Raw genomic sequence first — 23,244 nt, forward strand, 5'->3', positions numbered from 1 at the left:
CCCCTTTATGTGGTGTCGCAAATTTACTGAAAACAAGCCCGTAAAAGATAATCAGAGGGGCTGTTTATTCACTGTCATACACCTCTAATTGCTCGCTCACCTCGAGCCAGTCCGCTTCAGCTTGCTCCATCTGTGTACTGAGTTCACCTTGGCGTTTTAACAGCGACGTTAACTTACTTTTATTCTCAGCTTGATATAACGCGGGCTCAGCTAATTCCGCTTCCACCTCGGCCAGCTCTTTCCCAAGGGATGCCATCTGTTGCTCCGCTTTACGCAGACGGTCCCGTAAAGGTTTAAGTGCTTGCCGTTGTTGGGCGGCCGCCTGTCGTTGTGCTTTTCGGTTTTGACTACTGTGCTCGGGGTCACTCTTGTTTGTCTCTACACTGGCTTGCTGACTTTGTTTTAATTGCTCATTGAGCCATTGTGAGTAGGCATCAAGATCGCCTGGAAAGGCTTCAACATTGCCATGGGCGACTAAGTAATAATCATCAACGGTGGCCCGCAAGAAATGACGATCATGGGAGACTATTACCATGGCGCCGGAAAACTCCTGCAACGCGATCACCAATGCTTCTCGCATATCTAAATCTAAGTGGTTGGTGGGCTCATCGAGCAACAGAAGATTGGGTTGTTGATAGATGAGCAGCGCCAATACCAACCGAGCTTTCTCGCCACCAGAAAAAGGGCCAACAGGCTCGTAGGCCCGATTACCACTAAAACCAAATCGCCCTAAAAAGTTACGCAAATCTTGCTCTGTGGCGCTGCGATCGACCCGTTGCAAATGGGCCAATGCTGAATCATCAAGCTGTAACGTATCAAGTTGGTGTTGGGCAAAATAGCCAATCGCAAGGCCAGGGTTCGCCGCACGTTCGCCTGACAGCGGATGAAGCTCACCGGCTAGCAACTTCATCAATGTCGATTTACCCGCGCCGTTGCGCCCGAGCAATCCTATGCGGCTGCCGGGCACTAAATTGAGCTGCACTTTGCGTAAAATAGTGGTGTCACCGTAACCCGCCTGAATCTGATCCAGTTGGATTAATGGGTTGGGTAATTTCTTCGGTTCCGGAAACGATAAATCAAAGGGCTCGTGGTCACCTAAGGGGGCTGTCGATGTCAGCTTTTCGATCGCTTTTAAGCGAGATTGCGCTTGTTTTGCCTTCGAGGCTTTGGCGCGAAAGCGATCAACGAATTTTTGCAGATGAGCCCGCTGTGCCTGTTCTTTTTCAAATAATTGTTGTTGTTGCGAACGGCGTTCACTGCGTTGTCGTTGGAACGAACTGTAGTCGCCAGCGTATTGCTGCGTCACTTTATGTTCAATATGAATGATCTGATTGACTACGCCGTCAAGGAATTCGCGGTCGTGCGATATCACAATGGAGGTGCCTTCAAAGCGTTTTAGCCAGTTCTCAAGCCAGACAATCGCATCAAGATCGAGATGGTTCGTGGGCTCGTCGAGCAAGAGTAAATCAGCACGCGCGATCAAGGCTTGCGCCAAATTTAAGCGCATTCGCCAGCCCCCGGAAAAGCTGCGCACAGGGTGCTCAAGTTGAGCTTGGGTAAACCCTAAGCCAATCAGTAGTTGTGCTGCCCGAGCATGAATATGGTAGCCGCCAATGGCATCGAGTTTGCCATGACAGCGGGCAATGGCATCACCATCATTATTTCGTTCTGCTGCATCCAAAGCTGCCCGAGTTTGCGTATACTCGCTATCGCCTTGAATAACATAATCACGAGCAGGCGTGTCGAGGGCGGGTGTTTCTTGCGCAACGCTGGCAATGCGCCAAGCGCTCGGAATGCTGAGTTGGCCGGCATCTTCCTTTAGTTCGCCACGAAACAGGGCAAACAAACTAGATTTCCCAGCACCGTTCGCACCCACTAAACCGACACGGTGGCCGGGAAAAATGGTAAACTGTGCATTCAGTAATAAATGTTGTCCGCCGCGAATGAGACTGAGGCCGTCGGCTTGGATCATAAAAGCTGCTCGCTCGATGAAAAACTAATCGGCGGTGATCATACCTCAGTCGCGGATGGGATTCAGCACAATCTCATGGACTACACCATGAGTAACATGAGGAATAAGATTGCGATGACGCGCACCCGTAAACGATTTATCGCGGGGGCAGTTTGCCCCGCCTGTAAGGCCGAAGATTCTCTGATGGTATATATGGAAGAGGACAAAGAGCATGTTCGCTGTGTGGAATGCGATTATCACATGAGTGAAGATGATCACACCTCAGAAGAACCGAAAGGCAAGGCAGCGGTAAAACGCGATCAAGTCATTGGTGTCTTTAAACCTGAATAACAGGTTCCCTAAGCATCTCGGGGAAGTCCTTTTTCTATTATCCGCACTAAGCGTTTCACTTGCTGGTTAGCGCTGTGGCCTTCTCGTTGTTTTCGCGCTAACTCAGTCAGTGCCCAATCAATATGTTCCCGCACCACCTCTGAGGCTGCAGCACGGCTTTCCTGTAAGGCCGTTATTAACTCTGGCTCAGGCGCGCTGTTGCCCATCGCAACTGCGAGATTACGTTGCCACCGCTCAAACCCAATCCGCCGAATAGGCGAGCCTTGAGTTTCAGTCAGGAAGGTTTCCTCGTCCCACGCCCAAAGTGCTAAAAGATCGGGCGCGTGCAGCGGATGGCGAGGTAAGAAATCGGCTTCGGGTGTGGGTGTGGCATAGCGATTCCACGGGCACACTAACTGACAGTCATCACATCCGTAAATCCTATTGCCCATTGGACGTCGAAACTCTTCTGGTATGGCACCGTCATGTTCAATAGTGAGATAGGAAATACAGCGGCGCGCGTCGAGTAGATAAGGTTCAACAATGGCATTGGTGGGGCATATAGTAATGCAGGCAGTGCACTTACCACACTGCTCCGGTTGCGCTTGATCGGTGGGTAAGGGCAGATTAATTAGAAGCTCACCAAGAAAAAACCAAGAGCCGTCGTCTGCGTCAAGCAGCAGCGTGTGTTTCCCAGTCCAACCCAGACCCGCTTTTTCCGCCAAGGGACGCTCCAAAATTGGCGCTGAATCGACGAAAGGGCGAAAGTCCGGATTTGCGCCGGTAAGCTCTTCGTTGCAGTAGGCCTGAATGCGATCACCGAGCTGCTTTAAGCGTTTACGCATCACTTTGTGGTAGTCGCGACCTAGTGCATACCGGCTCACATAGGCTTTACGATCATCACTTAAAACCTCGGCGAAGCGGGCGCCTTTGGGTAAGTAATCCATACGCACGCAAATGGCGCGGACGCTGCCGGGATGAAGTTCTTGAGGACGCGCCCGCAACATCCCATGACGTTCCATGTACTCCATGCTGCCGTGATACTTTTTATCGAGCCACTGTTGTAACGCTTTTTCATGTTTGCTCAAATCAAGATCGGTAATGCCAACCTGCTGGAAACCAAGTTCGACACCCCAAGATTTAATTTTTCCGGCAAGTTCGTGTAAGTCGGCTGTTGTTATTGCCACGCTTTGGTTATCCTGCTAATGAGAGAAACATAAAGGTGAAGCCATGGAGCAACTCTTTAGTCACGGTATAAGTGACAGCATAAGTGACAGCATACCACAGCAACTTTATCGACCTGAACAGGTGCGGCACATGGAAGCAGAAGCCGCTGCCAGGGCAGGTGTGGACATGTGGACATTAATGCAACGGGCTGGCGCCGCTGGCTGGACCTGTTTAGAACAGCATGCCTCGGCCGAAGACCAGATTGCGGTACTCTGCGGTCCGGGAAACAATGGCGGTGATGGTTATATCGTGGCCGCCTTGGCCAAAGAAGCCGGGTGGCAGGTGCGGTTGTTTGCCAGCGCTGAGCCGAAAACAACCGACGCACAGCGCGCATTGCAACAATGGTTGGATGCCGATGGTGAGGTTGAACCGCTTTTGGATTGGCCCGAAAGCGAACCCGATTGGATTGTTGATGCGCTTCTAGGTACCGGTATCGATAGCGATCTGCGCGGCGATATTCGTGAGTGTGTCGAGGGCGTCAATGAGGCCAAACTGTCGGTACTTGCATTAGATATACCCACTGGATTGCATGGCGACACGGGCTGTGCGCTAGGGGATGCAATCATTGCCGATCACACAGTAACCTTTGTGGCGGTTAAACGCGGCCTGTGCACAGGCGCAGCAACGGCGTACCGTGGCAAACTATGGTTTGCAGATTTGGGCATTCAGCGGGAATTTCGACTGCTGACGGAACCCGCGGCTTGGCACTTGCAGCAAGATCAACTTGGTCAGTGGCTCTCTCCTCGTCCTGCCCATAGTCACAAAGGCCAGCACGGACATGTCCTGATTGTTGGCGGTAGCCAAGGAATGGCAGGCGCGGTGCGTTTAGCGGGTACTGCCGCGTTGCGCGCTGGCGCTGGCAAAGTGACGGTGATCTGCGAACCGGGTCAGGAGTTTCTGGTAGGTCAGCAAGCGGAACTGATGGTTTTAGGGCTGGAGCCAGAAGATCCGCGGGTTGCGGAACTTATAGAGCAGGCCACAGTCTTTGCCATGGGGCCAGGATTAGGCCGTCAAGACTGGGGGCAGCGTTGGTGGAATTGGTATCTCCAAGGTTTAGAACGGAGTGACCCACAACTTGAGCTGCCGACCGTACTTGATGCCGACGCATTAAATTGGTTGGCCGAATCAGCGTTGGAACTATCGTCTCGTAATCATTGGGTGCTGACACCTCATCCGGGCGAAGCATCACGGTTACTCGACTGTGACGGCAGCGATATTGAGGCAAATCGCTGGTTGGCGGCGCAAACCCTGCAAGAGCAGTTCGGTGGAGTCGTGGTGCTTAAAGGTGCAGGAAGTCTAATTTGTGGTAGCGAAGGCACCGCGGTGAGCCCATTTGGCTGTGCAGCGATGGCAAGCGCTGGCATGGGAGACGTGTTAACAGGTATGATAAGCGCATTAATGGGTCAGGCGGGCGCGCTGAACATCACGACAGAAGATAGTGTACGCGCGGCAGTGATGGCTCATGGCCTTGCGGGTGAGGCGGCGGCGCAGGCTTTGCGCCCCGGTACGTCACGCGGGTTGCTAGCGTCTGACTTGTTTCCTTGGATAGTACATTGGATAAACCCGAATGACTCGTGAATATCAGGTTATATTGCCCGATGAAGAGGCAACCGTAGCGCTTGGAGCCGAAGTGGCTCGCGCTTGCAGCAAAGGTATAACGATTTATTTACGTGGCACCCTAGGCATGGGGAAAACCACCTTTAGCCGTGGATTTATGCATCAATTGGGGCATACAGGGGCGGTAAAAAGTCCAACCTATACATTAATTGAGCCCTACGAGTTGGCAAATTGGCGTGTCTACCATTTTGATTTATATCGCTTGGCAGACCCGGAAGAACTCGAATATATGGGAATTCGGGACTATTTTAGTAAAGACAGTCTCCGTTTAATTGAGTGGCCAGAGCGAGGTGCGGGAATATTGCCGCAAGCGGATCTGGTCATCACATTACAGCCCGAAGCAAACGGGCGGATAGCAACTATCGTTGGACACAGCGATCTTGGGGAAGAGGTGGTAAAACAGCTGCAATGAGAATACTGCGGTTTCTCGTGGTGATTAGCGTGGTGGTGGGGAGCCTGCTAACGCCAATAACTGTATTCGCTTCGAATACATTAGATAACGTGCGTGTTTGGCCTTCGGCTGAACGGACGCGTATTGTCTTTGATTTGTCGGCCGAACCAAACTTTACCTATTTTACTATTTTCGATACAGCCCCTCATCGGGTTGTGGTTGATTTCCACCAAACCAGCAATCGCGTGAATCTGGGACAGGTAGAATTTCACTCGGATGTATTAAATGTGATTCGTTCGAGCGGGCCACCGCGGCAAGGAACATTCCGGGTCGTTCTCGAGATTGCCAGTGCCAATTCACCTACCGTATTTTCACTCGGGCCAGCGAATGGTTCGGGCCATCGCTTAGTGGTGGATGTGCCCGGCGCGACTGCCGAGGTAAGTCGAACGCCGTCAACGACGGCAACCACCTCTACGGAAACACGGGCACCTCGCACCGCTGAAGTATTGCCCCCGCGCGAGATTGTCATTGCCATCGATGCAGGTCACGGTGGACGTGACCCTGGCTCCATTGGCCCAGCAGGCACCCAAGAGAAAGTCGTGACCTTAGCCGTGGCCCGAAAATTGGCGCAACGCATCAATGCGGATCCGGGCATGCGCGCGGTGTTAACACGCAGTAGCGATCAAACCGTACCTTTAGGGCAACGCACCAGTTTGGCGCGGCGAGAGCGGGCAGATTTCTTTGTGTCCTTGCATGCCGATGCCTTTACTAGTGCCCAACCGCGCGGTGCTTCGGTATGGGTATTATCAGCACGGCGTTCAGAAACAGAGTTAGGGCGCGCGTTGGAGAATAAAGAACGCTTAAGTGAGGAATTAATCGACGTTGAGCATATTCTTCAGGATAACGATTCGGATCAATTCCTAAACCGCACCTTGCTTGATATGTACCGAGATAGTTCTATGGCGGGTGGTCATGAAGCTGCGGTGATATTACTTGATCACTTAGGCCGGGTAACTAATTTACATCGAAACCGCCCAGAAGCGGCGAGTTTTGCCGTGCTAAATTCACTTCGAACGCCCTCGGTGCTAGTGGAGCTAGGCTTTATTTCCAATCCACAAAAAGAACGCCTACTGATAAATGAACGCCATCAGGATCGCCTTGCGAATGCGCTGTATGAAGGAATCCGTGAGTATTTTCTGCGTAATCCGGTTGAAAATACCCTGTTGGCAGAAATGGACTTTCGTACCCATGTGGTGGCGTCGGGAGAGTCTTTATCCGTGATTGCGCGGCGGTATGGCAGCAGCGTCGATGCTATTCGGAAGCACAATAATCTGCGCAGCAACACGATTCGCATTGGCCAACGCCTCGAAATCCCAGTAGGGCGGTAAGGGCCTATGCCGATTCAATTATTACCTCCTCAGCTAGCGAACCAAATAGCTGCGGGTGAAGTTGTAGAACGCCCCGCATCGGTTGTGAAAGAACTTGTCGAGAACAGTCTTGATGCTGGCGCAACGGAAATCCGTGTTGATATCGAGAAGGGTGGCGCGCGCCGCATTCGCGTCCGCGATAATGGTTCGGGCATCGCAAAAGACGAACTCACGTTGGCCCTAAGCCGCCATGCGACCAGTAAAATAGCGACCCTTGATGACCTTGAAGCAATTCTGAGTTTGGGGTTTCGGGGGGAGGCGCTGGCGAGTATTAGCTCGGTGTCACGCCTGCGTCTGACGTCGCGAACCGTTGCAAGCGAGGAAGCATGGGCGGCGTTCTGCGAGGGGCGAGATATGCAGGTCGCGATTGAGCCTGCGTCCCATCCCATCGGCTCGACCGTGGATGTAGAAGATTTGTTTTTCAATACACCGGCTCGGCGCAAATTTATGCGTACCGAAAAAACCGAGTTCGGTCATATTGATGAGGTGATTCGACGAATTGCGCTGGCACGGTCGGATGTCACTATCGTGCTCACCCATAATCATCAAGTGTTACGTCAGTATCAGAGCGTTAAAGACGAGCATCAGAACAAGCGTTTGCAGCAAGTGGCAGGTCGCCGTTTTGCCGAAGAAGCCGTATATCTTACCCATCAGGACGATACTCTGTCATTACGGGGCTGGGTGAGTCCACCGCAGGTGTGTCGGCATCAGGGGGACATACAATACATGTATGTGAACGGACGCATGATGCGGGATAAGCTCCTAAATCATGCGGTGCGCCAAGCCTATGGGGAATCACTGCCAGACGACCGACAACCTACATTTATTCTGTATCTCACTTTGCCGGCCCATGATGTTGATGTAAACGTGCATCCGGCAAAACACGAAGTGCGTTTTCATCAAGCGCGGCAAGTGCATGATTTTGTCCTTGGGGTGGTTCGTAGCAGTTTAAGCCAAGTTTTAGGTGCAACGGACTCTGAGCATACCACCACCGAGTATCAACATGGCTACGCTACACCGGCTCGCCCAGCCGAGGGCGCTGTTAGCGAATCTCAGCTATCATCGTCACCTTCTGCCCAAGGTTTTGCCCAAGCATCCTCATCGACGGCACCGAATCGAGGTGATTTACAGCAATCGCCTTTTTTCCCAATCCGACGGCAAGCGCAGACACCACACAGCGCCTATGGCTCGGCTACAGAAAAAGACAAGAAGGCCCAAGCTGTTTATCAACAAATGTGGCCTCAGGAGGCAACGCCAACAGGTTCAAACCGTTGGCAATTGCTTGCGATCCATGCCCAGTGGTTTGGGCTTTTGCAAATGGACGACAAGCTTGGCCTGATCGACGTGCGCAATCTACAACGACAACTGATACAGCAACGTTTGCTGTCGGGTTTAAAGATAGGGCTAACCGGTCAGCCGTTGTTATTGCCTTTAGCGCTGTCTGACAAAGAAACCATGGCTGCCCTGTTCGAGAACCAATCTATCCTGCAAGAGTTAGGCATTTTGCTCGAGAAATCTGGACGCAGTGTCGTACAAATCAAGCAGGTTCCCAGCGTAATTCGCCATGGCAATTTAAGCGAGGTTATTCCTGCTTTGGTAAACTGGATTTGTGAGCACTCACTTACTTGCTTGAGTGACATGGATGAGGCGACCCGTTTGCGTCTCGCGACTTGGCTTAGCCAATTTGCCTTGATAGAAGCGCTACCGAAATCGGGTGTGGAACGGGTGATGCGCGAAGCCGACGAAGCAAAGTTGCCCTGGGCGAACGACGTGATTGAATTACCTTGGCAGAATCTCGTATCAGAGCGGGGAGACCAGCATGAACCTGATTGAGCACCTGCATCAGGGTGTGATTTGTTTAAGTGGTCCCACTGCCGCCGGAAAGACCGCGCTTGCGATGAAACTCGCGGATGAATTGCCAGTTGAATTAATTAGTGTGGATTCAGCCTTGGTGTATCGGGGTATGGATATTGGTACAGCAAAGCCGACAGCCGAAGAGTTGGAGCGCTATCCTCATCACCTGATTGATATTCGCGATCCCGCGGATGCCTATTCGGCAGCTGATTTTCGCGCGGATGCGTTAGCATTAGTGTCTGACATTCGTGGACGGGGAAAGATCCCTCTGTTTGTGGGAGGGACCATGCTTTATTTACGGGGTTTGTTGGCGGGCTTGTCATCCCTGCCTAAAGCCGATGCAAAGGCACGAGAGCGCATTCAACAGGATGCCGATGAGCACGGGTGGACCTTTGTGCACAACCAGCTCGCAGCCATCGATCCAGTCTCGGCAGAGCGCATTCACCCCAATGATCCGCAACGAATAATGCGCGCACTTGAGGTGTACCGAGTCAGTGGGCAATCGATGACCGAGCACACCCAAACGCAGAATCCGGGGCTCTCAATACCGAGCTGGCAAATTGCCGTGGCGCCTGCTGATCGGAAAGTCTTACATGATCGTATTGAGCGCAGATTTGCGCAAATGATTGCACAAGGTTTTGAACAGGAAGTACGTGGTTTAATGGAACGCGGAGATCTCCATCGCGATCTTCCAGCGATACGTGCGGTAGGGTATCGTCAGATGTGGCAGTATCTGGAAGGTGAACTCAGTCATTCCGACATGATTGATCGCGGCGTGATTGCGACACGGCAATTAGCGAAACGGCAAATAACGTGGTTGCGTTCTTGGCCCGGACTGCACTGGATCGACCCCATGTTAGGGGATACCACCGATAAAATGTTCGCAGCCTTGGAAGCAGCACCACTTCCTCCTGAGGCGTGGTTGAATAACGAAAAATAGACAAAATTTGTGGAAAACTGTTGAAATTTCATCAATTGACACTATATCAGGTTGTATGATTTTTTGATTTTGTTGCTACACTAGTGAAGCATTTTACGATGTTCCGGAAACGTGCGGATTCGTGAATGAACATGTTGCCAAGGAAAGTGTGGGTTATCCACGTGGCGGCCGTAACAATACTAATAACGATAAAGGAGCCGATTTATGGCAAAAGGGCAAACATTACAAGACCCTTTTTTGAACGCACTGCGTCGTGAGAGAATTCCGGTCTCAATTTACTTAGTGAACGGTATTAAGTTGCAAGGGCAAATTGAATCTTTTGATCAGTTTGTGGTTCTACTTAAAAATACCGTGAGCCAAATGGTTTATAAACATGCAATTTCTACTGTGGTACCGTCGCGGAGTCCTAGTCAATATCCTCCGCAAAATGGTCACGATGGAGATGAATAAACTGTCCATTAGCGGACAGTGAAGGAGCGGCTTGCTTGTTTGAGCGGTATGAAGGTGGCGAGCAGGCCGTGTTGGTTCATGTGGACTTTCCCAATGAATCAGCACGCGAAGATCTCGAAGAACTCAAATTATTAGTGTCATCCGCTGGCGTCACTGCTGGCGCGGTGGTCACTACCTCGCGGCATTCTCCAGATGCCCGCTTATTTATCGGATCGGGTAAAACCGAAGAAGTGGCGGCGTTAGTTCAAGCAACCAACGCAGACGTGGTTATTTTCAACCACAAGTTGTCACCGTCACAAGAGCGAAATATTGAACGTGAAGTAAAGTGTCGGGTGCTTGATCGCACCGGTCTTATCTTGGATATATTCGCGCAGCGGGCGCGTACCCATGAAGGTAAGTTACAAGTTGAGTTAGCTCAGCTGCGACATATTTCTACGCGCCTCATTCGTGGCTGGACTCACCTTGAACGCCAAAAAGGCGGGATAGGCTTGCGTGGACCTGGGGAAACGCAGTTAGAGACTGACCGTCGTTTGATTCGCGGTCGTATTAAGAATATTCTTGCGCGCCTAGAAAAGGTGGAGAAGCAGCGGGAACAAGGTCGGCGAGCGAGAAATCGCGCTGAAATCCCTACCATCGCGTTAGTTGGTTATACCAACGCCGGCAAATCAACCTTGTTTAATCGCCTTACCGACGCCGATGTGTATGCAGCGGATCAGCTTTTTGCAACCCTTGATCCAACCCTGCGTAAATATGAACTTCCAGATATTGGGACGGTCATTTTTGCAGATACAGTTGGTTTTATTCGCCATTTGCCGCACGATTTAGTGGCGGCATTTAAGGCGACTTTGCAAGAAACCAAAGATGCAGACTTACTGGTTCACGTGATGGATTGCCATGATGAACGCATGGCAGAGAATCGACGGGAAGTAGACAGTGTGCTCGCCGAAATTGAAGCGAGTGATGTGCCGCAATTGATGGTCATGAACAAGTTGGATTTAGTGCCGGAATTGTCACCTCGTATTGTTTATGATGATGATCAACGACCACAGGAAGTATGGTTATCTGCGCAATCCGGTGACGGAATCGATTTATTGCGGGAAGCGTTGCACGCAATATTGGCTCCGCAGCTGATAAAACATGAGTTGCGATTGGGGCCAAACGATGGGAAATTACGGAGTACATTATACGCTTTACATTGTGTGATCGAAGAACGACCACAGACCGATGGAGATGTGATACTATCGGTAAAAGTACCCGTTGTGGAATGGCAGCGGTTGTTGAAACAGTTTGGTGATCGACTAACAAATGTTATTTGTTAGTCGAGTTGTAGTGTTTAATTTTTAAGTATTTGCTGGAGTATTCGATGGCCTGGAATCAACCGGGGAACAGCGGCAAAGATAAAGATCCTTGGGGTAACAACCAAGGTGGTCGAGATCAGGGTCCACCTGATCTAGACGAAGCTTTGCGCAGTCTCATGAGCAAACTAGGTCTTGGCGGCGGAAAAGGCGGCCAAGGTGGGAGTGGTGGTTCAAAGAGCGGCGGAATCCCAGGCAAAGCAGTTGGCTTTGCATTGGTATTAATCGCGGTAATTTGGATTATCGCTGGATTCTACACGGTTCGCGAAGCAGAGCGTGGTGTTATCCAACGTTTTGGCGCTTACCATGCAGAAGTAACATCAGGTCTGCATTGGCGTCCTTACTTTATCGATCAAGTCACCAATGTCGATGTTAACAACGTTTTCCGTCAAGAAACCGGTGGCTTTATGCTAACCGAAGATGAAAACGTCGTGCGTGTTGAGCTCGCGGTTCAGTACCGCATCGCGAATGCTCGCGCATATCTGTTCAACGTTGAAAATCCTGATTCAAGCCTGTCGCAAATTACCGATAGTGCATTGCGTTACGTGATTGGTCACAACACCATGGACAATATCTTGACCGTTGGTCGGGAAGAGATTCGTCAGCAAACCTGGGAAATCATTGAGCGTCTCGTGGAGCGATATGATGTAGGTTTGCGGGTGATTGATGTCAACTTCTTGGGCGCAAGACCTCCTGAAGAAGTGCGCGAAGCCTTTGATGATGCAATTCGGGCACAGGAAGACCAAGAACGTTTCGTGCGTGAAGCAGAAGCCTATGCTCGAGAAATTGAACCAACGGCTCGTGGTCGCGTACGTCGCTTGCAACAAGAAGCACAAGCGTACAAAGAGCAAATGGTTCTACGGGCAACGGGTGAGATCGCTCGCTTTAATGAGCTATTACCTCAGTATCGAGCAGCGCCTGAAGTTACACGTCAGCGTATCTTCTTAGAAACGCTCGAGCGCATCTATGCAGATAACGCAAAAATCTTTATCGATGTCGATGGCAGCAATAACATGATGTATTTGCCATTAGATAAGATTCTAGAACAACACGGTCGTTCACGTGGTGCTGGACAAAACCTGCCTATGCTTCCGAGCCAAGGGCAGAATGGTGTTGCTTCGCCTACCGGTGGAAGCGCAGGCCAGCAAGAGCCGAATCGAACTGGCTCTAGAACAACGACGCGTGGGGGGAACTAAGCGATGAAACCTATTTATATTGTTATTGCCATTATCATTGCGATTCTAGGTTACTCGTCACTCTTCACAGTTGCCGAGCATGAACGCGGTATCGTGATTCGCTTTGGTAAAGTGGCACAAGATGAGAGCGGTATGCCCATCGTGTACCAACCAGGTTTGCACTTTAAAGTGCCTTTAATCGAGCGTATCGAGAAGCTAGATGCGCGGATTAAAACATTGGATGGTCAGGCAGATCGCTTTATCACTAGCGAGAAAAAAGACTTAATCGTCGATGCCTTTGTAAAATGGCGCATCGAAGATTTTTCAAAGTACTACCTGTCTACCGGTGGCGGTAACCAAGCGGAAGCAGAAGAGCTGTTAATGCGCCGTATTAACAACGGACTGCGTGCGGAGTTTGGTGCGCGAACTATTCGCGATATCGTTTCTGGTGAACGTGATGAGCTGATGGAACAGGCACTCATTCAAGCGTCTGAAAGCTCGAATGACCTTGGTATCCAAGTACTCGACGTGCGCGTCAAGCAAATCAACTTACCTACGGAAGTAAGTAGCGCGATTTTTGCTCGGATGCGGGCTGAACGGGATGCGGTAGCGCGTGAACATCGCTCTGAAGGTCGTGAGCAGGCGGAAATTATCCGTGCCGATGTTGATGCTCGTGTCACCGTGATGTTAGCGGATGCAGAGCGTGAAGCGCGTCAGATTCGCGGTGAAGGTGATGCGGAAGCTGCGCAAATCTACGCAGGTGCGTATACCCAAGACGCGGAGTTCTTTGCGTTCATTCGAAGCTTAGAAGCCTATACGAAAAGCTTCGGTGCGGGCGACAGCGTTCTTGTGCTAAGCCCAGATAGCGACTTCTTTAAATACTTCGGCAGCATGTCTGCTTCCGGAAATTAAAGAAGACCGACGATAACGGGAGCTTCGGCTCCCGTTTGTTTTTTCCACGGCGATTTCACTCATGTACAAACACCTCTATTCTCATTTTTTGAATGCTCGTCCTCAGCTTCTCCATTGTGCTCCTCATAGTCATTACTACTGGCCGGATGTAACGCGATCGGCACAATTAGCCTATTGGGATGATTCAGCAAGACATGCAGATGAAAAATGGAACCTGATTTTTTCTGAGAAAGTTCCGGCGCTTCAGGGGTATATTGCTCAGGAACTTCATCTGCCCGATCCCCAGCAAATTGTGTTTGCACAAAACACCCATGAATTACTCTATCGTGTACTCACTACGTTCCCGGCCAATAAACCCTTACGCATTCTTACCACTGACGGCGAGTTTCACAGTTTTAACCGTCAGACCAGACGTCTCGAAGAGCGCGGCAATGTCGAGGTGATTCGGGTCCCCTGTGAGCCTTTTGAAACATTGCAAACTCGGTGGCAAGAAGCGATCGCCTCTGAAGCGAATCTCGATATGATTTTTATCAGTCAGGTGTTTTATAACAGTGGTGTGCAAGCGCCCCAGGTTCAAACCTGGATAGATGCAGTTCCCGCGAACACCCTTGTGATGATTGATGGCTACCATGGATATGGGGCGATTGAGAGCAATTTGGCTGCAGTTGCGGATCGTATTTTCTATCTTGCGGGTGGCTACAAGTATGCGCAAGCAGGCGAGGGCGTTTGCTTTATGGCGGTACCTAAAGGCTGTGAGTTCCGTCCTGAGTTCACCGGCTGGTTTGCGGATTTTGCGGGCTTGTCGAAGGCACAACAAGGCCCTATTCAATATGCCAGTGATGGCATGCGCTTTGCGGGTGCCACCATGGATTTTAGTGCCATCTATCGCCAGTTAGCGGTATTTGAAATGTGGCAACAGCAGGGTCTGACGACGGCTCAACGCGATCACTATATTCGAGATTTGCAAGCAGCATTTCTGAAGCATATCGACAGCTGCGATCATGCTGAAGTGAATCGCAACAACCTATTACAGTGCGAAGCTTTAGGGCACGGCCATTTCTTTACTTTTCGCTTAAGCGATGCGAAAACAGTCGCTAATATCGCCGCTCAGTTGCGCGAAAACGGGATTGCTACCGACTTTAGAAATGACCGTCTACGCTTCGGTTTCGCCCTGTATCATAATCCTGAAGATTATCAGCAGATCCGATTTGCATAAAAATCATTCTTAAATTGGCGAGGTTTCTGGTAGAATCCTCGCTTAATCCACCGCCTGTCTACTTCCAAAATTAAACTATCATGAGCAAAAATGTCGTTATTCTCGGCACCCAGTGGGGTGACGAAGGCAAAGGTAAGATTGTTGATCTGTTAACAGATAAAGCAACCTATGTGGTTCGTTATCAAGGGGGCCACAATGCGGGTCATACCCTAGTTATCGATGGTGAGAAAACAGTTCTGCATTTGATTCCTTCGGGTATCTTACGTGACAACGTTACCTGCGTGATCGGTAATGGGGTTGTACTGTCTCCCGAAGCCTTACTAAAAGAAGTGAAAATGCTTGAAGAGCGCGGAATTCCCGTGCGCGAGCGGTTGCTTCTGAGCGAGGCTTGCCCACTTATCCTGCCATACCATATTGCGCTTGATCAGGCGCGGGAAGTGGCGCGTGGTGAGAAGAAAATTGGCACTACAGGTCGCGGCATCGGGCCAGCCTATGAAGATAAAGTAGCGCGCCGAGCGATTCGTTTGGGCGATCTTTTCCATCCTCAGCGCTTGCGCGAGAAGCTGGAAGAGACAATGGCACTGCACAACTTCGTATTAACTGAATACTTCAAACAAGAAGCGGTTTCGGTGGAATCGGTGTTGGCGTATTGCTTAGAGGTTGCTGATATTCTCAAGCCTTTGGTGGCAGATGTTCCCGGCATGCTTGAGAAAGCGCGTGTACGCGGCGATGCCATCATGTTTGAAGGCGCCCAAGGCACGCTGCTTGATATCGACCACGGTACCTACCCGTACGTGACTTCTTCGAATACAACGGCGGGTGGCGTTGCTACGGGCGCAGGATTTGGCCCGCGCTATCTTGATTACGTGTTAGGCATTGTAAAAGCCTACACAACTCGGGTTGGTTCAGGCCCATTCCCAACGGAGTTAGATTGCTCGGTAGGGGAACATTTAGGCGTGAAGGGCCATGAATTTGGGGCCACCACAGGTCGCAAGCGGCGCACCGGTTGGTTTGATGCGGTAGCAATGCGTCGCGCAGTGCAGATCAACTCCATAAGCGGTCTGTGTCTTACCAAATTAGACGTGCTCGACGGTTTAGAAGAATTGAAGATTTGTATCGGCTACGAATTACCATCAGGTGACGTGGTTGATCTACCGCCAATGGCTGCTGAAGACTATGAGCTGGTGAAGCCCGTCTACGAAAGCATGTCAGGTTGGAGTGAGAATACTGTGGGCGTAACCGACCACGCGCAATTACCACAGGCGGCGTTAGCCTATATCGCGCGTTTGGAAGCTTTGTTAGGCGTTCCGGTAGACATTATCTCAACGGGACCGGATAGGGCAGAGACGATAGTACTGCGTCACCCATTTAGCGCCTAAACCGGTGGCCAACGCACTGCGTTGGTTGTTCAGGCCCGGAGGATGTTCATCACCTTGCGGGACGCTGCAAGTACGTCCCTGTAAGCTTGGGCGCGGCATCCATGCCGCGCACACCCGCCAGCTGCTAAACATCCCCCGTGCCCCTGTAGCCAACGCACTGCGTTGGTTGTTCAGGCCTGGAGGATGTTCATCACCTTGCGGGACGCTGCAAGTACGTCCCTGTAAGCTTGGGCACGGCATCCATGCCGCGCACACCCGCCAGCTGCTAAACATCCCCCGTGCTCCTGTAGCCAACGCACTGCGTTGGTTGTTGGGGCCCGCGGAGGATGTTCATCACCTTGCGGGACGCTGCAAGTACGTCCCTGTAAGCTTGGGCGCGGCATCCATGCCGCGCACACCCGCCAGCTGCTAAACATCCCCCGTGCCCCTCTGTAGCCAACGCACTGCGTTGGGTTGTTCAGGCCCGCGGAGGATGTTCATCACCTTGCGGGACGCTGCAAGTACGTCCCTGTAGCCAACGCACTGCGTTGGGTTGTTGGGGGGTGATCAAGGCTGCGAACCAACGCAATGCGTTGGCTACGGTGGTTATCCATCGGGATATGAGTGTACAATTAACGTGCAATAGAATTAAAAATTAAGCAGTCAGGCAAAAAAAACAAAAAAAATGCATCTAGGTGGTTGCAAGACCCCCGTCGATCTCCTAGAATGCGCTCCACCTAAACGGTGGCGCCGGCATAGCTCAGCTGGTAGAGCAACTGACTTGTAATCAGTAGGTCGGGAGTTCGACTCTCTCTGCCGGCACCATTTTTTAGAAAAAATTCGTGGAGGGGTTCCCGAGCGGCCAAAGGGATCAGACTGTAAATCTGACGGCTCAGCCTTCGCAGGTTCGAATCCTGCCCCCTCCACCATTTTTTTCTAAGTTAGGTCCGAGGTAGCCGAGAATCTGATTGCGGGTGTCGTATAATGGCTATTACCTCAGCCTTCCAAGCTGATGACGCGGGTTCGATTCCCGCCACCCGCTCCACTTATTCACACAGTGCTGATATAGCTCAGTTGGTAGAGCGCACCCTTGGTAAGGGTGAGGTCGGCGGTTCAAATCCGCCTATCAGCACCAGTGATAATCCTCTCGAACACCTCAGTCCTGAACAATTTTAATTTAAACAATCAATGAAGCACTGGTTGGCATTGTCGACCGCGCGTTTCGAGAGAGAGGCTGTCATGGCTAAAGCTAAGTTTGAACGTAATAAGCCGCACGTAAACGTAGGTACTATCGGTCACGTTGACCACGGTAAAACTACTTTAACTGCTGCGATCACTACTGTCCTTGCCAAGCACTACGGTGGTGCCGCTCGTGACTTCGCACAAATCGATAATGCGCCAGAAGAGAAAGCGCGTGGTATCACCATTTCTACGTCACACGTAGAATATGATACGCCTGCACGTCACTATGCGCACGTAGATTGCCCTGGACACGCTGACTATGTGAAAAACATGATCACGGGTGCGGCGCAGATGGACGGCGCGATTCTGGTAGTTGCTGCTACTGATGGCCCAATGCCACAGACGCGTGAGCACATCCTGTTATCACGTCAGGTAGGTGTACCTTTCATCGTTGTATTCATGAACAAATGTGACATGGTCGACGACGAAGAGTTACTTGAGTTAGTTGAGATGGAAGTTCGTGAACTTCTTTCTGAGTACGACTTCCCAGGTGACGACTTGCCAGTAATCCAAGGTTCAGCGCTGAAAGCGTTGGAAGGCGACGAAGCATGGGAGAAGAAGATTCTTGAGCTAGCAGAAGCTTTAGATTCTTACATTCCAGAGCCAGAGCGTGACATCGATAAGCCGTTCTTGATGCCAATCGAAGACGTATTCTCAATCTCAGGTCGCGGAACTGTAGTAACAGGTCGTGTAGAGCGCGGAATCGTGAACACAGGTGACGAAGTTGCTATCGTTGGTTTGAAAGACACCGTGAAAACCACAGTAACGGGTGTAGAGATGTTCCGTAAGTTGCTCGACGAAGGTCGTGCAGGTGAGAACATCGGTGCTTTGTTACGTGGTACTAAGCGTGAAGATATCCAGCGTGGTCAAGTATTGGCCAAGCCAGGTTCAATCACTCCGCATACCAAGTTTGAAGCTGAAGTATACGTACTGAGCAAAGAAGAAGGTGGACGTCATACGCCATTCTTCAAAGGCTACCGTCCACAGTTCTACTTCCGTACTACGGACGTAACTGGTTCAGTAGAGTTGCCAGAAGGCGTAGAAATGGTAATGCCTGGTGATAACCTGAAGTTCGTTGTAGAGCTGATTGCTCCAATCGCAATGGACGATGGTTTGCGCTTCGCAATCCGTGAAGGTGGCCGTACCGTAGGTGCTGGCGTTGTATCAAAAATCATTGCGTAATTGATACCCACCTTATACGTCACTGACGTTTAGAAAAGGGAGCCTTTTGGCTCCCTTTTTTCTTGTCTATTTGTTGCGTCAAACCTTAATGCGGTTTAGTTATCGTTAACATGCCTATAACTCAATTTAATTTGCCATCTAAATAACTGATAAATAACAGTAAAATAATTATTTTTATAATCTTTACATTGTTCTGGAATAAATAATTGCTGTGAGCCGTTATCCTTATGATGTCAACGAAAGGGAGTGATGAGTGATGAATTTTAAATTGAATCGATTTATGCAAGCGGCTGTTATGGCGACGCTAAGCGTTACGGCACTAACAGCATGTTTGTCGTCGTCTGATGACGATGAGCAAGGTACGGCGATGTTCTCTTTGGGCGTCAGTGATGCGCCAGTTGATGAGGCTGCACGGGTGTTAGTGTGTTTCTCAAGCGTGCAACTTGTGGGCAACGATATGGAACCACAGCGCTTTGACGTAGGCGGCGATAACGGCGCAGTAGACGCAAACGATTTGTGTCTGGACGATTCGGGTAATCCAATTCCGAATACCAAAGGGGTTGATTTGCTGACGCTGCAAGGTGCAGCAGCAGAGGATCTCGTGGTCGGTGCGGAAGTTGCTGCTGGATCTTACGGTCAATTGCGTCTGGATATTGCAGACGGTAGTGAGATCGAATTGACTGACGGCACGATTCACGATTTACGGGTACCGTCGAACCAGTTGCGTTTAGATGGCGTGACCCTTAGCGCAAACCAAACCTTTAACTACACCCTTGAATTTGATTTGCGTCGGGCAGTTGTTGCACCGCCGGGTCTGCCTCATTACCTATTGAAACCACGCGGCTTGCGCTTAGTAGACAATGCCGAAGTTGGTCACATTGAAGGTCAGGTTGCAGAAACGCTGCTTATGGATAATGAGTGCGCAGTCGCACCGGAAGATATCGAAACCCCTGTAGCGGCAGTATACCTATACAGCGGTCATGATGTTGCCTTTGAAAGCATGGGTGACAATAGTGACGACGACAACGGGCCGTATGCAAGTGCTGCGGTGTTCTATGACGGTGCAGCCAACTATGAATTTACCATTGGCTATATCGAGAGTGGTAATTACACGGTCGCGGTCACTTGTGACACACAAGATGATCCGGAAGAAGAGACCGAGCTTGATTTCTTCCATAGCGAGAACATTGAAATTGAAGCAGGTGTAACCCTCGATATCATCGTTGGTGATAACGGTTAATCCCCCTGGAAGTAGTGACCTTGACACGGCCAGCATTGCTGGCCGTTTTTTTTTGTGTTTTTGATAAGCCTGAACATCCCAGTGGGTTGGTTTATACTTAGTCCACTTTCTCCAAAAAGGAGTGGCTATGCCAGAGTGGATTAGCCATCGCGGTTTTTGCCTTGGAATCGATGGTCAGCAGCAGTTGCGCACCGAGAATACGCGCGAGGCGTTCGCTGCTGCGCTTGAGTGGGGCATCGAGCATCTAGAAACAGACCTTCGGATCACGAAAGACGGGCATATTGCGTTATGCCATGACCCCGATTTAAGCCGTGTAAGCGGTGACTCACTTCGTATTGAATCACTAACGCGTACTGAACTATCGCGGATTCGATTAGCGTTTGGTGAGCGCTTGATGTTTTTTGATGAACTGCTCGACGATTTTCATCAATACAAATGGATTCTCGATATTAAACCTGAGCGGGCAGAGCAGACGTTAAGCGCGCTCAATGAACTTCGTCAGGATCCCGCTGTTGATCGTTTTCTACGCACGCAAGCGCGCTATCTGCTGTGGGACGCTTCCCATCAACAGCAATTAACCAGCGCACTTCCCGATGCATCCTGTTTGGCGCGCCAAGGGGCGTGCTACCGTGCAGGCGTGGCCGCCTTACTTGGCGTGCCTACCGTAGGTGCGATTGAGCAAGGTCAGTTTTATGCGGTACCTCCGAAGGTTGCGGGGGTGAAAGTGTTGACGCCGTCAATTGTCAGGCGCTTTCATCAACACGATGCGCGTGTCATTGGCTATCTCCCAGAAACCCACGAGCAACATCAACAGGCGCTGCGTGCCGGTGTTGATCAATTACTGACAAACTATGCGCATCTAATCGCGTCCGAGGCGAGTCTTGTATGAGGAATCTGCGTGTAGATTTATCCACGCAACAGCAACAGTTTTTTGGGGTAGGCTTTACTTGCTTTTGAGCGCTTCATGGGTATAATGACGCGTCCATTCTGAATGCCTCTTAAAAACCTCCCTTTGCTTGCTTTCGTTTTGCACAAGGTTGGTCCGCCTTCAGAATGAAGAAAAGTTACTTCAGGGGTGTAGTTCCAATTGGTAGAACAGCGGTCTCCAAAACCGACGGTTGGGGGTTCGAATCCCTCCACCCCTGCCAGTTTTTAGCTGAATCAATGCGGGTCCGGCAATAATGAGTGAGAAAACAGAAAACCAGGGAAATTCACTGGATATCGTAAAATGGATTATCGTAGGCCTGTTGTTAGCGGGTGCGGTAGTTGGAAACAATATCTATGGTGATATGTCTGTTGTATTGCGTGCAGCGGGTGTCGTAATTGCAGTAGCCATTGCGGCTTTTGTCGCTGCGCAAACCACCAAGGGCCGAACCTTCCTTGGCTTTGCCAAAGAGAGCCGGACAGAAGTGCGTAAAGTGGTTTGGCCATCGCGCAAAGAAGCCACACAAACCACACTTATCGTATTAGTCGTGACAGTTATTGTGGCGCTGATCCTGTGGGGGCTTGACGGCATCCTCGTTCGCGTCGTTGGCATGGCGACCGGTATCACCATTTAAGGAGAGCTCCTATGACTGAACCAAAGAAGAAGCGCTGGTACGTTGTTCAGGCGTTCTCGGGTTACGAAGGCCGGGTAGCAAAAACCTTAGCGGAATACATTAAAACACACGGTATGGAAGACCGGTTCGGTCAGATTCTTGTGCCAACCGAAGAAGTTGTGGAAATGAAAGGTACCCAGCGCCGCAAGAGCGAGCGCAAGTTCTTTCCAGGCTATGTTCTGGTAGAAATGGCGATGGACGAAGAAACGTGGCACCTTGTGAAGAGCACACCGCGCGTGTTGGGCTTCATCGGTGGTACCAATGAGCGTCCTGCACCGATTTCTCAAAAAGAAGCCGACCTTATCCTTAATCGCTTAACCGAAAATGCGGATCGTCCACGTCCGAAAACCTTGTTTGAGCCAGGTGAAGTTGTGCGGGTTACCGATGGTCCGTTTGCAGACTTTAACGGCACCGTGGAAGAAGTTGACTACGATAAAAGTCGCGTAAAAGTTTCGGTCTCGATTTTCGGGCGTTCAACGCCAGTTGATTTAGATTTCGGACAAGTCGAAAAGGCTTGATCACGCAGGCGGATTCCTATACAATCCGCCTCCGTTTTTTCACTTTTGGGAAGCCGTTTGAGTATGTCTCCTCTTGGCATACGAGGCGTTTAACCCAATAAAACAGAGGTTTAGACATGGCTAAGAAAGTTACTGCCATTATCAAGCTGCAAGTAGCAGCTGGTGCGGCAAACCCTTCACCTCCGGTTGGTCCTGCGTTAGGTCAACACGGCGTGAATATCATGGAATTCTGTAAAGCGTTCAACGCGTCTACGGATCAGCTTGAAAAAGGCGCTCCGGTTCCTGTTGAAATTACAGTTTTTGAAGATCGTTCTTTTACCTTCATCACGAAAACTCCTCCAGCGTCATTCTTATTGAAGAAAGCTGCTGGCGTTAAGAGTGGTTCAGGCCGTCCTAACACTGACAAAGTAGGTACTGTTACCCGTGCTCAGTTGGAAGAGATTGCGAAGACTAAAGAACCTGACCTGACTGCTGCCGACCTCGATGCTGCTGTTCGCACTATCGCTGGTTCTGCACGCTCGATGGGTCTGAAGGTAGAGGGGTAAGGCACCATGGCACGTTTAACTAAGCGCATGCGCGCAATTCGCGAAGCAGTTGATAATTCGCGTGACTACGAAATTAATGAAGCAATTGCTTTGCTGAAGAAGCTAGCAACTGCAAAGTTCACTGAAAGCGTTGACGTTGCAGTGAACTTGGGCATCGACGCTCGTAAATCTGACCAAAACGTTCGCGGTGCAACTGTACTGCCTAACGGTACAGGTCGTGACGTGCGCGTTGCAGTATTTACCTCAGGTGCGAACGCAGAGAAAGCAAAAGCAGCGGGCGCAGACTTGGTAGGTATGGAAGATCTTGCTGAGCAAGTGAAAAAAGGTCAGATGGACTTTGATGTTGTGATCGCATCTCCAGACGCAATGCGCGTTGTGGGTATGTTGGGTCAAATCTTAGGTCCACGTGGCTTGATGCCGAATCCAAAAACCGGCACGGTAACTCCGGACGTTGCTACTGCAGTTAAAAATGCAAAAGCAGGTCAGGTTCGCTATCGTAACGACAAGAACGGTATCATTCACTGCACTATCGGCCGCGTCGATTTTGATGACGTGAAGCTGAAAGAAAACTTAGAAGCATTGTTGATTGCGCTGAAAAAAGCCAAACCAGCAACTTCAAAAGGCGCGTACATTGGACGCGTCAGCCTGTCTACAACGATGGGCGCTGGCGTACGAGTAGACCAAGGTAGCTTGGACGTTCGTAGCTAAAATCTGTA

Annotated in this window: 21 protein-coding genes and 5 tRNA genes; 24 read left to right on the forward strand and 2 right to left on the reverse strand. The window is 50.6% G+C overall.

The annotated features are described in order from the left end of the window. Nucleotides 1-64 precede the first annotated feature (64 nt). Nucleotides 65-1,972 carry an ATP-binding cassette domain-containing protein gene (locus HXZ99_RS04930; RefSeq protein ID WP_194756176.1) on the reverse strand — a complete coding sequence of 636 codons (1,908 nt, stop codon included), beginning with the start codon at nt 1,970-1,972 and terminating at the stop codon, nt 65-67. A gap of 87 nt (nt 1,973-2,059) precedes the next feature. On the opposite strand from HXZ99_RS04930, the gene HXZ99_RS04935 reads away from it, so the two are divergent. Continuing rightward, entirely contained in the window at nt 2,060-2,302 is a 243-nt protein-coding gene (locus HXZ99_RS04935) for a YheV family putative zinc ribbon protein (RefSeq protein ID WP_228517654.1), read from the forward strand. 8 nt (nt 2,303-2,310) lie between these two features. On the opposite strand, the gene queG is transcribed toward HXZ99_RS04935, so the two are convergent. Continuing rightward, nucleotides 2,311-3,468, reverse strand: coding sequence for a tRNA epoxyqueuosine(34) reductase QueG (gene queG, locus HXZ99_RS04940; protein ID WP_331458473.1), 1,158 nt, complete (start codon nt 3,466-3,468; stop codon nt 2,311-2,313). 43 nt (nt 3,469-3,511) lie between these two features. On the opposite strand from queG, the gene HXZ99_RS04945 reads away from it, so the two are divergent. The 23 genes from HXZ99_RS04945 (at nt 3,512) to rplA (ending at nt 23,236) form a co-directional block, all read left to right on the forward strand. Then, on the forward strand, nt 3,512-5,086 hold the full coding sequence (locus HXZ99_RS04945) for an NAD(P)H-hydrate dehydratase (protein WP_194756177.1): 1,575 nt from the start codon (nt 3,512-3,514) through the stop codon (nt 5,084-5,086). Continuing rightward, entirely contained in the window at nt 5,076-5,537 is a 462-nt protein-coding gene (tsaE, locus tag HXZ99_RS04950) for a tRNA (adenosine(37)-N6)-threonylcarbamoyltransferase complex ATPase subunit type 1 TsaE (protein WP_194756178.1), read from the forward strand. The genes HXZ99_RS04945 and tsaE overlap by 11 nt, the downstream gene beginning before the upstream one ends. Further along, entirely contained in the window at nt 5,534-6,904 is a 1,371-nt protein-coding gene (locus tag HXZ99_RS04955) for an N-acetylmuramoyl-L-alanine amidase (RefSeq protein WP_194756179.1), read from the forward strand. Before tsaE ends, HXZ99_RS04955 begins: the two co-directional genes overlap by 4 nt. Before the next feature lie 6 nt (nt 6,905-6,910). After that, nucleotides 6,911-8,776: a DNA mismatch repair endonuclease MutL gene (mutL, locus tag HXZ99_RS04960; RefSeq protein ID WP_194756180.1), complete on the forward strand. Its 1,866-nt coding sequence runs from the start codon at nt 6,911-6,913 to the stop codon at nt 8,774-8,776. Further along, entirely contained in the window at nt 8,769-9,737 is a 969-nt protein-coding gene (gene miaA / locus HXZ99_RS04965) for a tRNA (adenosine(37)-N6)-dimethylallyltransferase MiaA (protein WP_407928494.1), read from the forward strand. The genes mutL and miaA overlap by 8 nt, the downstream gene beginning before the upstream one ends. A 204-nt stretch (nt 9,738-9,941) precedes the next feature. After that, on the forward strand, nt 9,942-10,187 hold the full coding sequence (gene hfq, locus HXZ99_RS04970) for an RNA chaperone Hfq (protein WP_126775997.1): 246 nt from the start codon (nt 9,942-9,944) through the stop codon (nt 10,185-10,187). Nucleotides 10,188-10,222: 35 nt separating this feature from the next. Further along, nucleotides 10,223-11,506, forward strand: a complete 1,284-nt coding sequence (gene hflX / locus HXZ99_RS04975) for a ribosome rescue GTPase HflX (protein ID WP_194756182.1) — start codon at nt 10,223-10,225, stop codon at nt 11,504-11,506. A 44-nt stretch (nt 11,507-11,550) separates the two neighbouring features. Beyond that, a complete protein-coding gene (gene hflK, locus HXZ99_RS04980; RefSeq protein ID WP_194756183.1) occupies nt 11,551-12,738 on the forward strand; it encodes an FtsH protease activity modulator HflK in 1,188 nt (395 codons plus the stop codon). 3 nt (nt 12,739-12,741) lie between these two features. Next, nucleotides 12,742-13,629 (forward strand): protease modulator HflC, encoded by an 888-nt coding sequence (gene hflC, locus HXZ99_RS04985; protein ID WP_194756184.1) that lies wholly within the window; start codon nt 12,742-12,744, stop codon nt 13,627-13,629. Nucleotides 13,630-13,690: 61 nt separating this feature from the next. Continuing rightward, nucleotides 13,691-14,845 (forward strand): aminotransferase class V-fold PLP-dependent enzyme, encoded by a 1,155-nt coding sequence (locus tag HXZ99_RS04990; protein WP_194756185.1) that lies wholly within the window; start codon nt 13,691-13,693, stop codon nt 14,843-14,845. A gap of 80 nt (nt 14,846-14,925) precedes the next feature. Then, on the forward strand, nt 14,926-16,224 hold the full coding sequence (locus HXZ99_RS04995; protein ID WP_194756186.1) for an adenylosuccinate synthase: 1,299 nt from the start codon (nt 14,926-14,928) through the stop codon (nt 16,222-16,224). 728 nt (nt 16,225-16,952) lie between these two features. Continuing rightward, nucleotides 16,953-17,028, forward strand: a tRNA-Thr gene (locus HXZ99_RS05000). A gap of 19 nt (nt 17,029-17,047) precedes the next feature. Next, nucleotides 17,048-17,132 (forward strand) — tRNA-Tyr (locus HXZ99_RS05005). Nucleotides 17,133-17,173: 41 nt separating this feature from the next. Next, nucleotides 17,174-17,248, forward strand: a tRNA-Gly gene (locus tag HXZ99_RS05010). Between the two features lie 14 nt (nt 17,249-17,262). Beyond that, a tRNA-Thr gene (locus tag HXZ99_RS05015) sits at nt 17,263-17,338 on the forward strand. Nucleotides 17,339-17,442: 104 nt separating this feature from the next. Continuing rightward, the gene (tuf, locus tag HXZ99_RS05020; RefSeq protein WP_194756187.1) at nt 17,443-18,627 is read left to right on the forward strand and encodes an elongation factor Tu; all 1,185 of its coding nucleotides are present in this window, start codon (nt 17,443-17,445) and stop codon (nt 18,625-18,627) included. A gap of 256 nt (nt 18,628-18,883) precedes the next feature. After that, the gene (locus HXZ99_RS05025) at nt 18,884-19,867 is read left to right on the forward strand and encodes a DUF4382 domain-containing protein (RefSeq protein ID WP_228517692.1); all 984 of its coding nucleotides are present in this window, start codon (nt 18,884-18,886) and stop codon (nt 19,865-19,867) included. Between the two features lie 127 nt (nt 19,868-19,994). Further along, nucleotides 19,995-20,756: a glycerophosphodiester phosphodiesterase gene (locus HXZ99_RS05030; protein WP_194756188.1), complete on the forward strand. Its 762-nt coding sequence runs from the start codon at nt 19,995-19,997 to the stop codon at nt 20,754-20,756. 182 nt (nt 20,757-20,938) lie between these two features. Then, nucleotides 20,939-21,015: transfer RNA gene (locus tag HXZ99_RS05035), tRNA-Trp, on the forward strand. 33 nt (nt 21,016-21,048) lie between these two features. After that, complete coding sequence (gene secE, locus HXZ99_RS05040; protein WP_194756189.1) at nt 21,049-21,426, forward strand: preprotein translocase subunit SecE; 378 nt, start codon at nt 21,049-21,051, stop codon at nt 21,424-21,426. Between the two features lie 11 nt (nt 21,427-21,437). Further along, entirely contained in the window at nt 21,438-21,983 is a 546-nt protein-coding gene (nusG, locus tag HXZ99_RS05045; protein WP_194756190.1) for a transcription termination/antitermination protein NusG, read from the forward strand. Nucleotides 21,984-22,099: 116 nt separating this feature from the next. Further along, nucleotides 22,100-22,528: a 50S ribosomal protein L11 gene (rplK, locus tag HXZ99_RS05050; RefSeq protein ID WP_194756191.1), complete on the forward strand. Its 429-nt coding sequence runs from the start codon at nt 22,100-22,102 to the stop codon at nt 22,526-22,528. A 6-nt stretch (nt 22,529-22,534) separates the two neighbouring features. After that, nucleotides 22,535-23,236, forward strand: coding sequence for a 50S ribosomal protein L1 (gene rplA / locus HXZ99_RS05055; RefSeq protein ID WP_194756192.1), 702 nt, complete (start codon nt 22,535-22,537; stop codon nt 23,234-23,236). The last annotated feature ends 8 nt before the right edge of the window (nt 23,237-23,244 follow it).

It is taken from the genome of Aliidiomarina indica (assembly GCF_015354615.1).
In the GTDB taxonomy this organism is placed as follows: Bacteria; Pseudomonadota; Gammaproteobacteria; order Enterobacterales; family Alteromonadaceae; genus Aliidiomarina; species Aliidiomarina indica.

What these genes read in the sequence shown, in the direction of transcription:
- HXZ99_RS04930 (WP_194756176.1), bottom strand. Translation starts at nt 1,972, where the DNA reads ATGATCCAAGCCGACGGCCTCAGTCTCATTCGCGGCGGACAACATTTA.
- mutL (WP_194756180.1), top strand. Translation starts at nt 6,911, where the DNA reads ATGCCGATTCAATTATTACCTCCTCAGCTAGCGAACCAAATAGCTGCG.
- HXZ99_RS04995 (WP_194756186.1), top strand. Translation starts at nt 14,926, where the DNA reads ATGAGCAAAAATGTCGTTATTCTCGGCACCCAGTGGGGTGACGAAGGC.
- tuf (WP_194756187.1), top strand. Translation starts at nt 17,443, where the DNA reads ATGGCTAAAGCTAAGTTTGAACGTAATAAGCCGCACGTAAACGTAGGT.
- rplA (WP_194756192.1), top strand. Translation starts at nt 22,535, where the DNA reads ATGGCACGTTTAACTAAGCGCATGCGCGCAATTCGCGAAGCAGTTGAT.
- tsaE (WP_194756178.1), top strand. Translation starts at nt 5,076, where the DNA reads ATGACTCGTGAATATCAGGTTATATTGCCCGATGAAGAGGCAACCGTA.
- HXZ99_RS04990 (WP_194756185.1), top strand. Translation starts at nt 13,691, where the DNA reads ATGTACAAACACCTCTATTCTCATTTTTTGAATGCTCGTCCTCAGCTT.
- HXZ99_RS05030 (WP_194756188.1), top strand. Translation starts at nt 19,995, where the DNA reads ATGCCAGAGTGGATTAGCCATCGCGGTTTTTGCCTTGGAATCGATGGT.
- HXZ99_RS04945 (WP_194756177.1), top strand. Translation starts at nt 3,512, where the DNA reads ATGGAGCAACTCTTTAGTCACGGTATAAGTGACAGCATAAGTGACAGC.
- hfq (WP_126775997.1), top strand. Translation starts at nt 9,942, where the DNA reads ATGGCAAAAGGGCAAACATTACAAGACCCTTTTTTGAACGCACTGCGT.
- secE (WP_194756189.1), top strand. Translation starts at nt 21,049, where the DNA reads ATGAGTGAGAAAACAGAAAACCAGGGAAATTCACTGGATATCGTAAAA.
- hflK (WP_194756183.1), top strand. Translation starts at nt 11,551, where the DNA reads ATGGCCTGGAATCAACCGGGGAACAGCGGCAAAGATAAAGATCCTTGG.
- HXZ99_RS05025 (WP_228517692.1), top strand. Translation starts at nt 18,884, where the DNA reads ATGAATTTTAAATTGAATCGATTTATGCAAGCGGCTGTTATGGCGACG.
- rplK (WP_194756191.1), top strand. Translation starts at nt 22,100, where the DNA reads ATGGCTAAGAAAGTTACTGCCATTATCAAGCTGCAAGTAGCAGCTGGT.
- HXZ99_RS04935 (WP_228517654.1), top strand. Translation starts at nt 2,060, where the DNA reads ATGAGTAACATGAGGAATAAGATTGCGATGACGCGCACCCGTAAACGA.
- hflC (WP_194756184.1), top strand. Translation starts at nt 12,742, where the DNA reads ATGAAACCTATTTATATTGTTATTGCCATTATCATTGCGATTCTAGGT.
- nusG (WP_194756190.1), top strand. Translation starts at nt 21,438, where the DNA reads ATGACTGAACCAAAGAAGAAGCGCTGGTACGTTGTTCAGGCGTTCTCG.
- HXZ99_RS04955 (WP_194756179.1), top strand. Translation starts at nt 5,534, where the DNA reads ATGAGAATACTGCGGTTTCTCGTGGTGATTAGCGTGGTGGTGGGGAGC.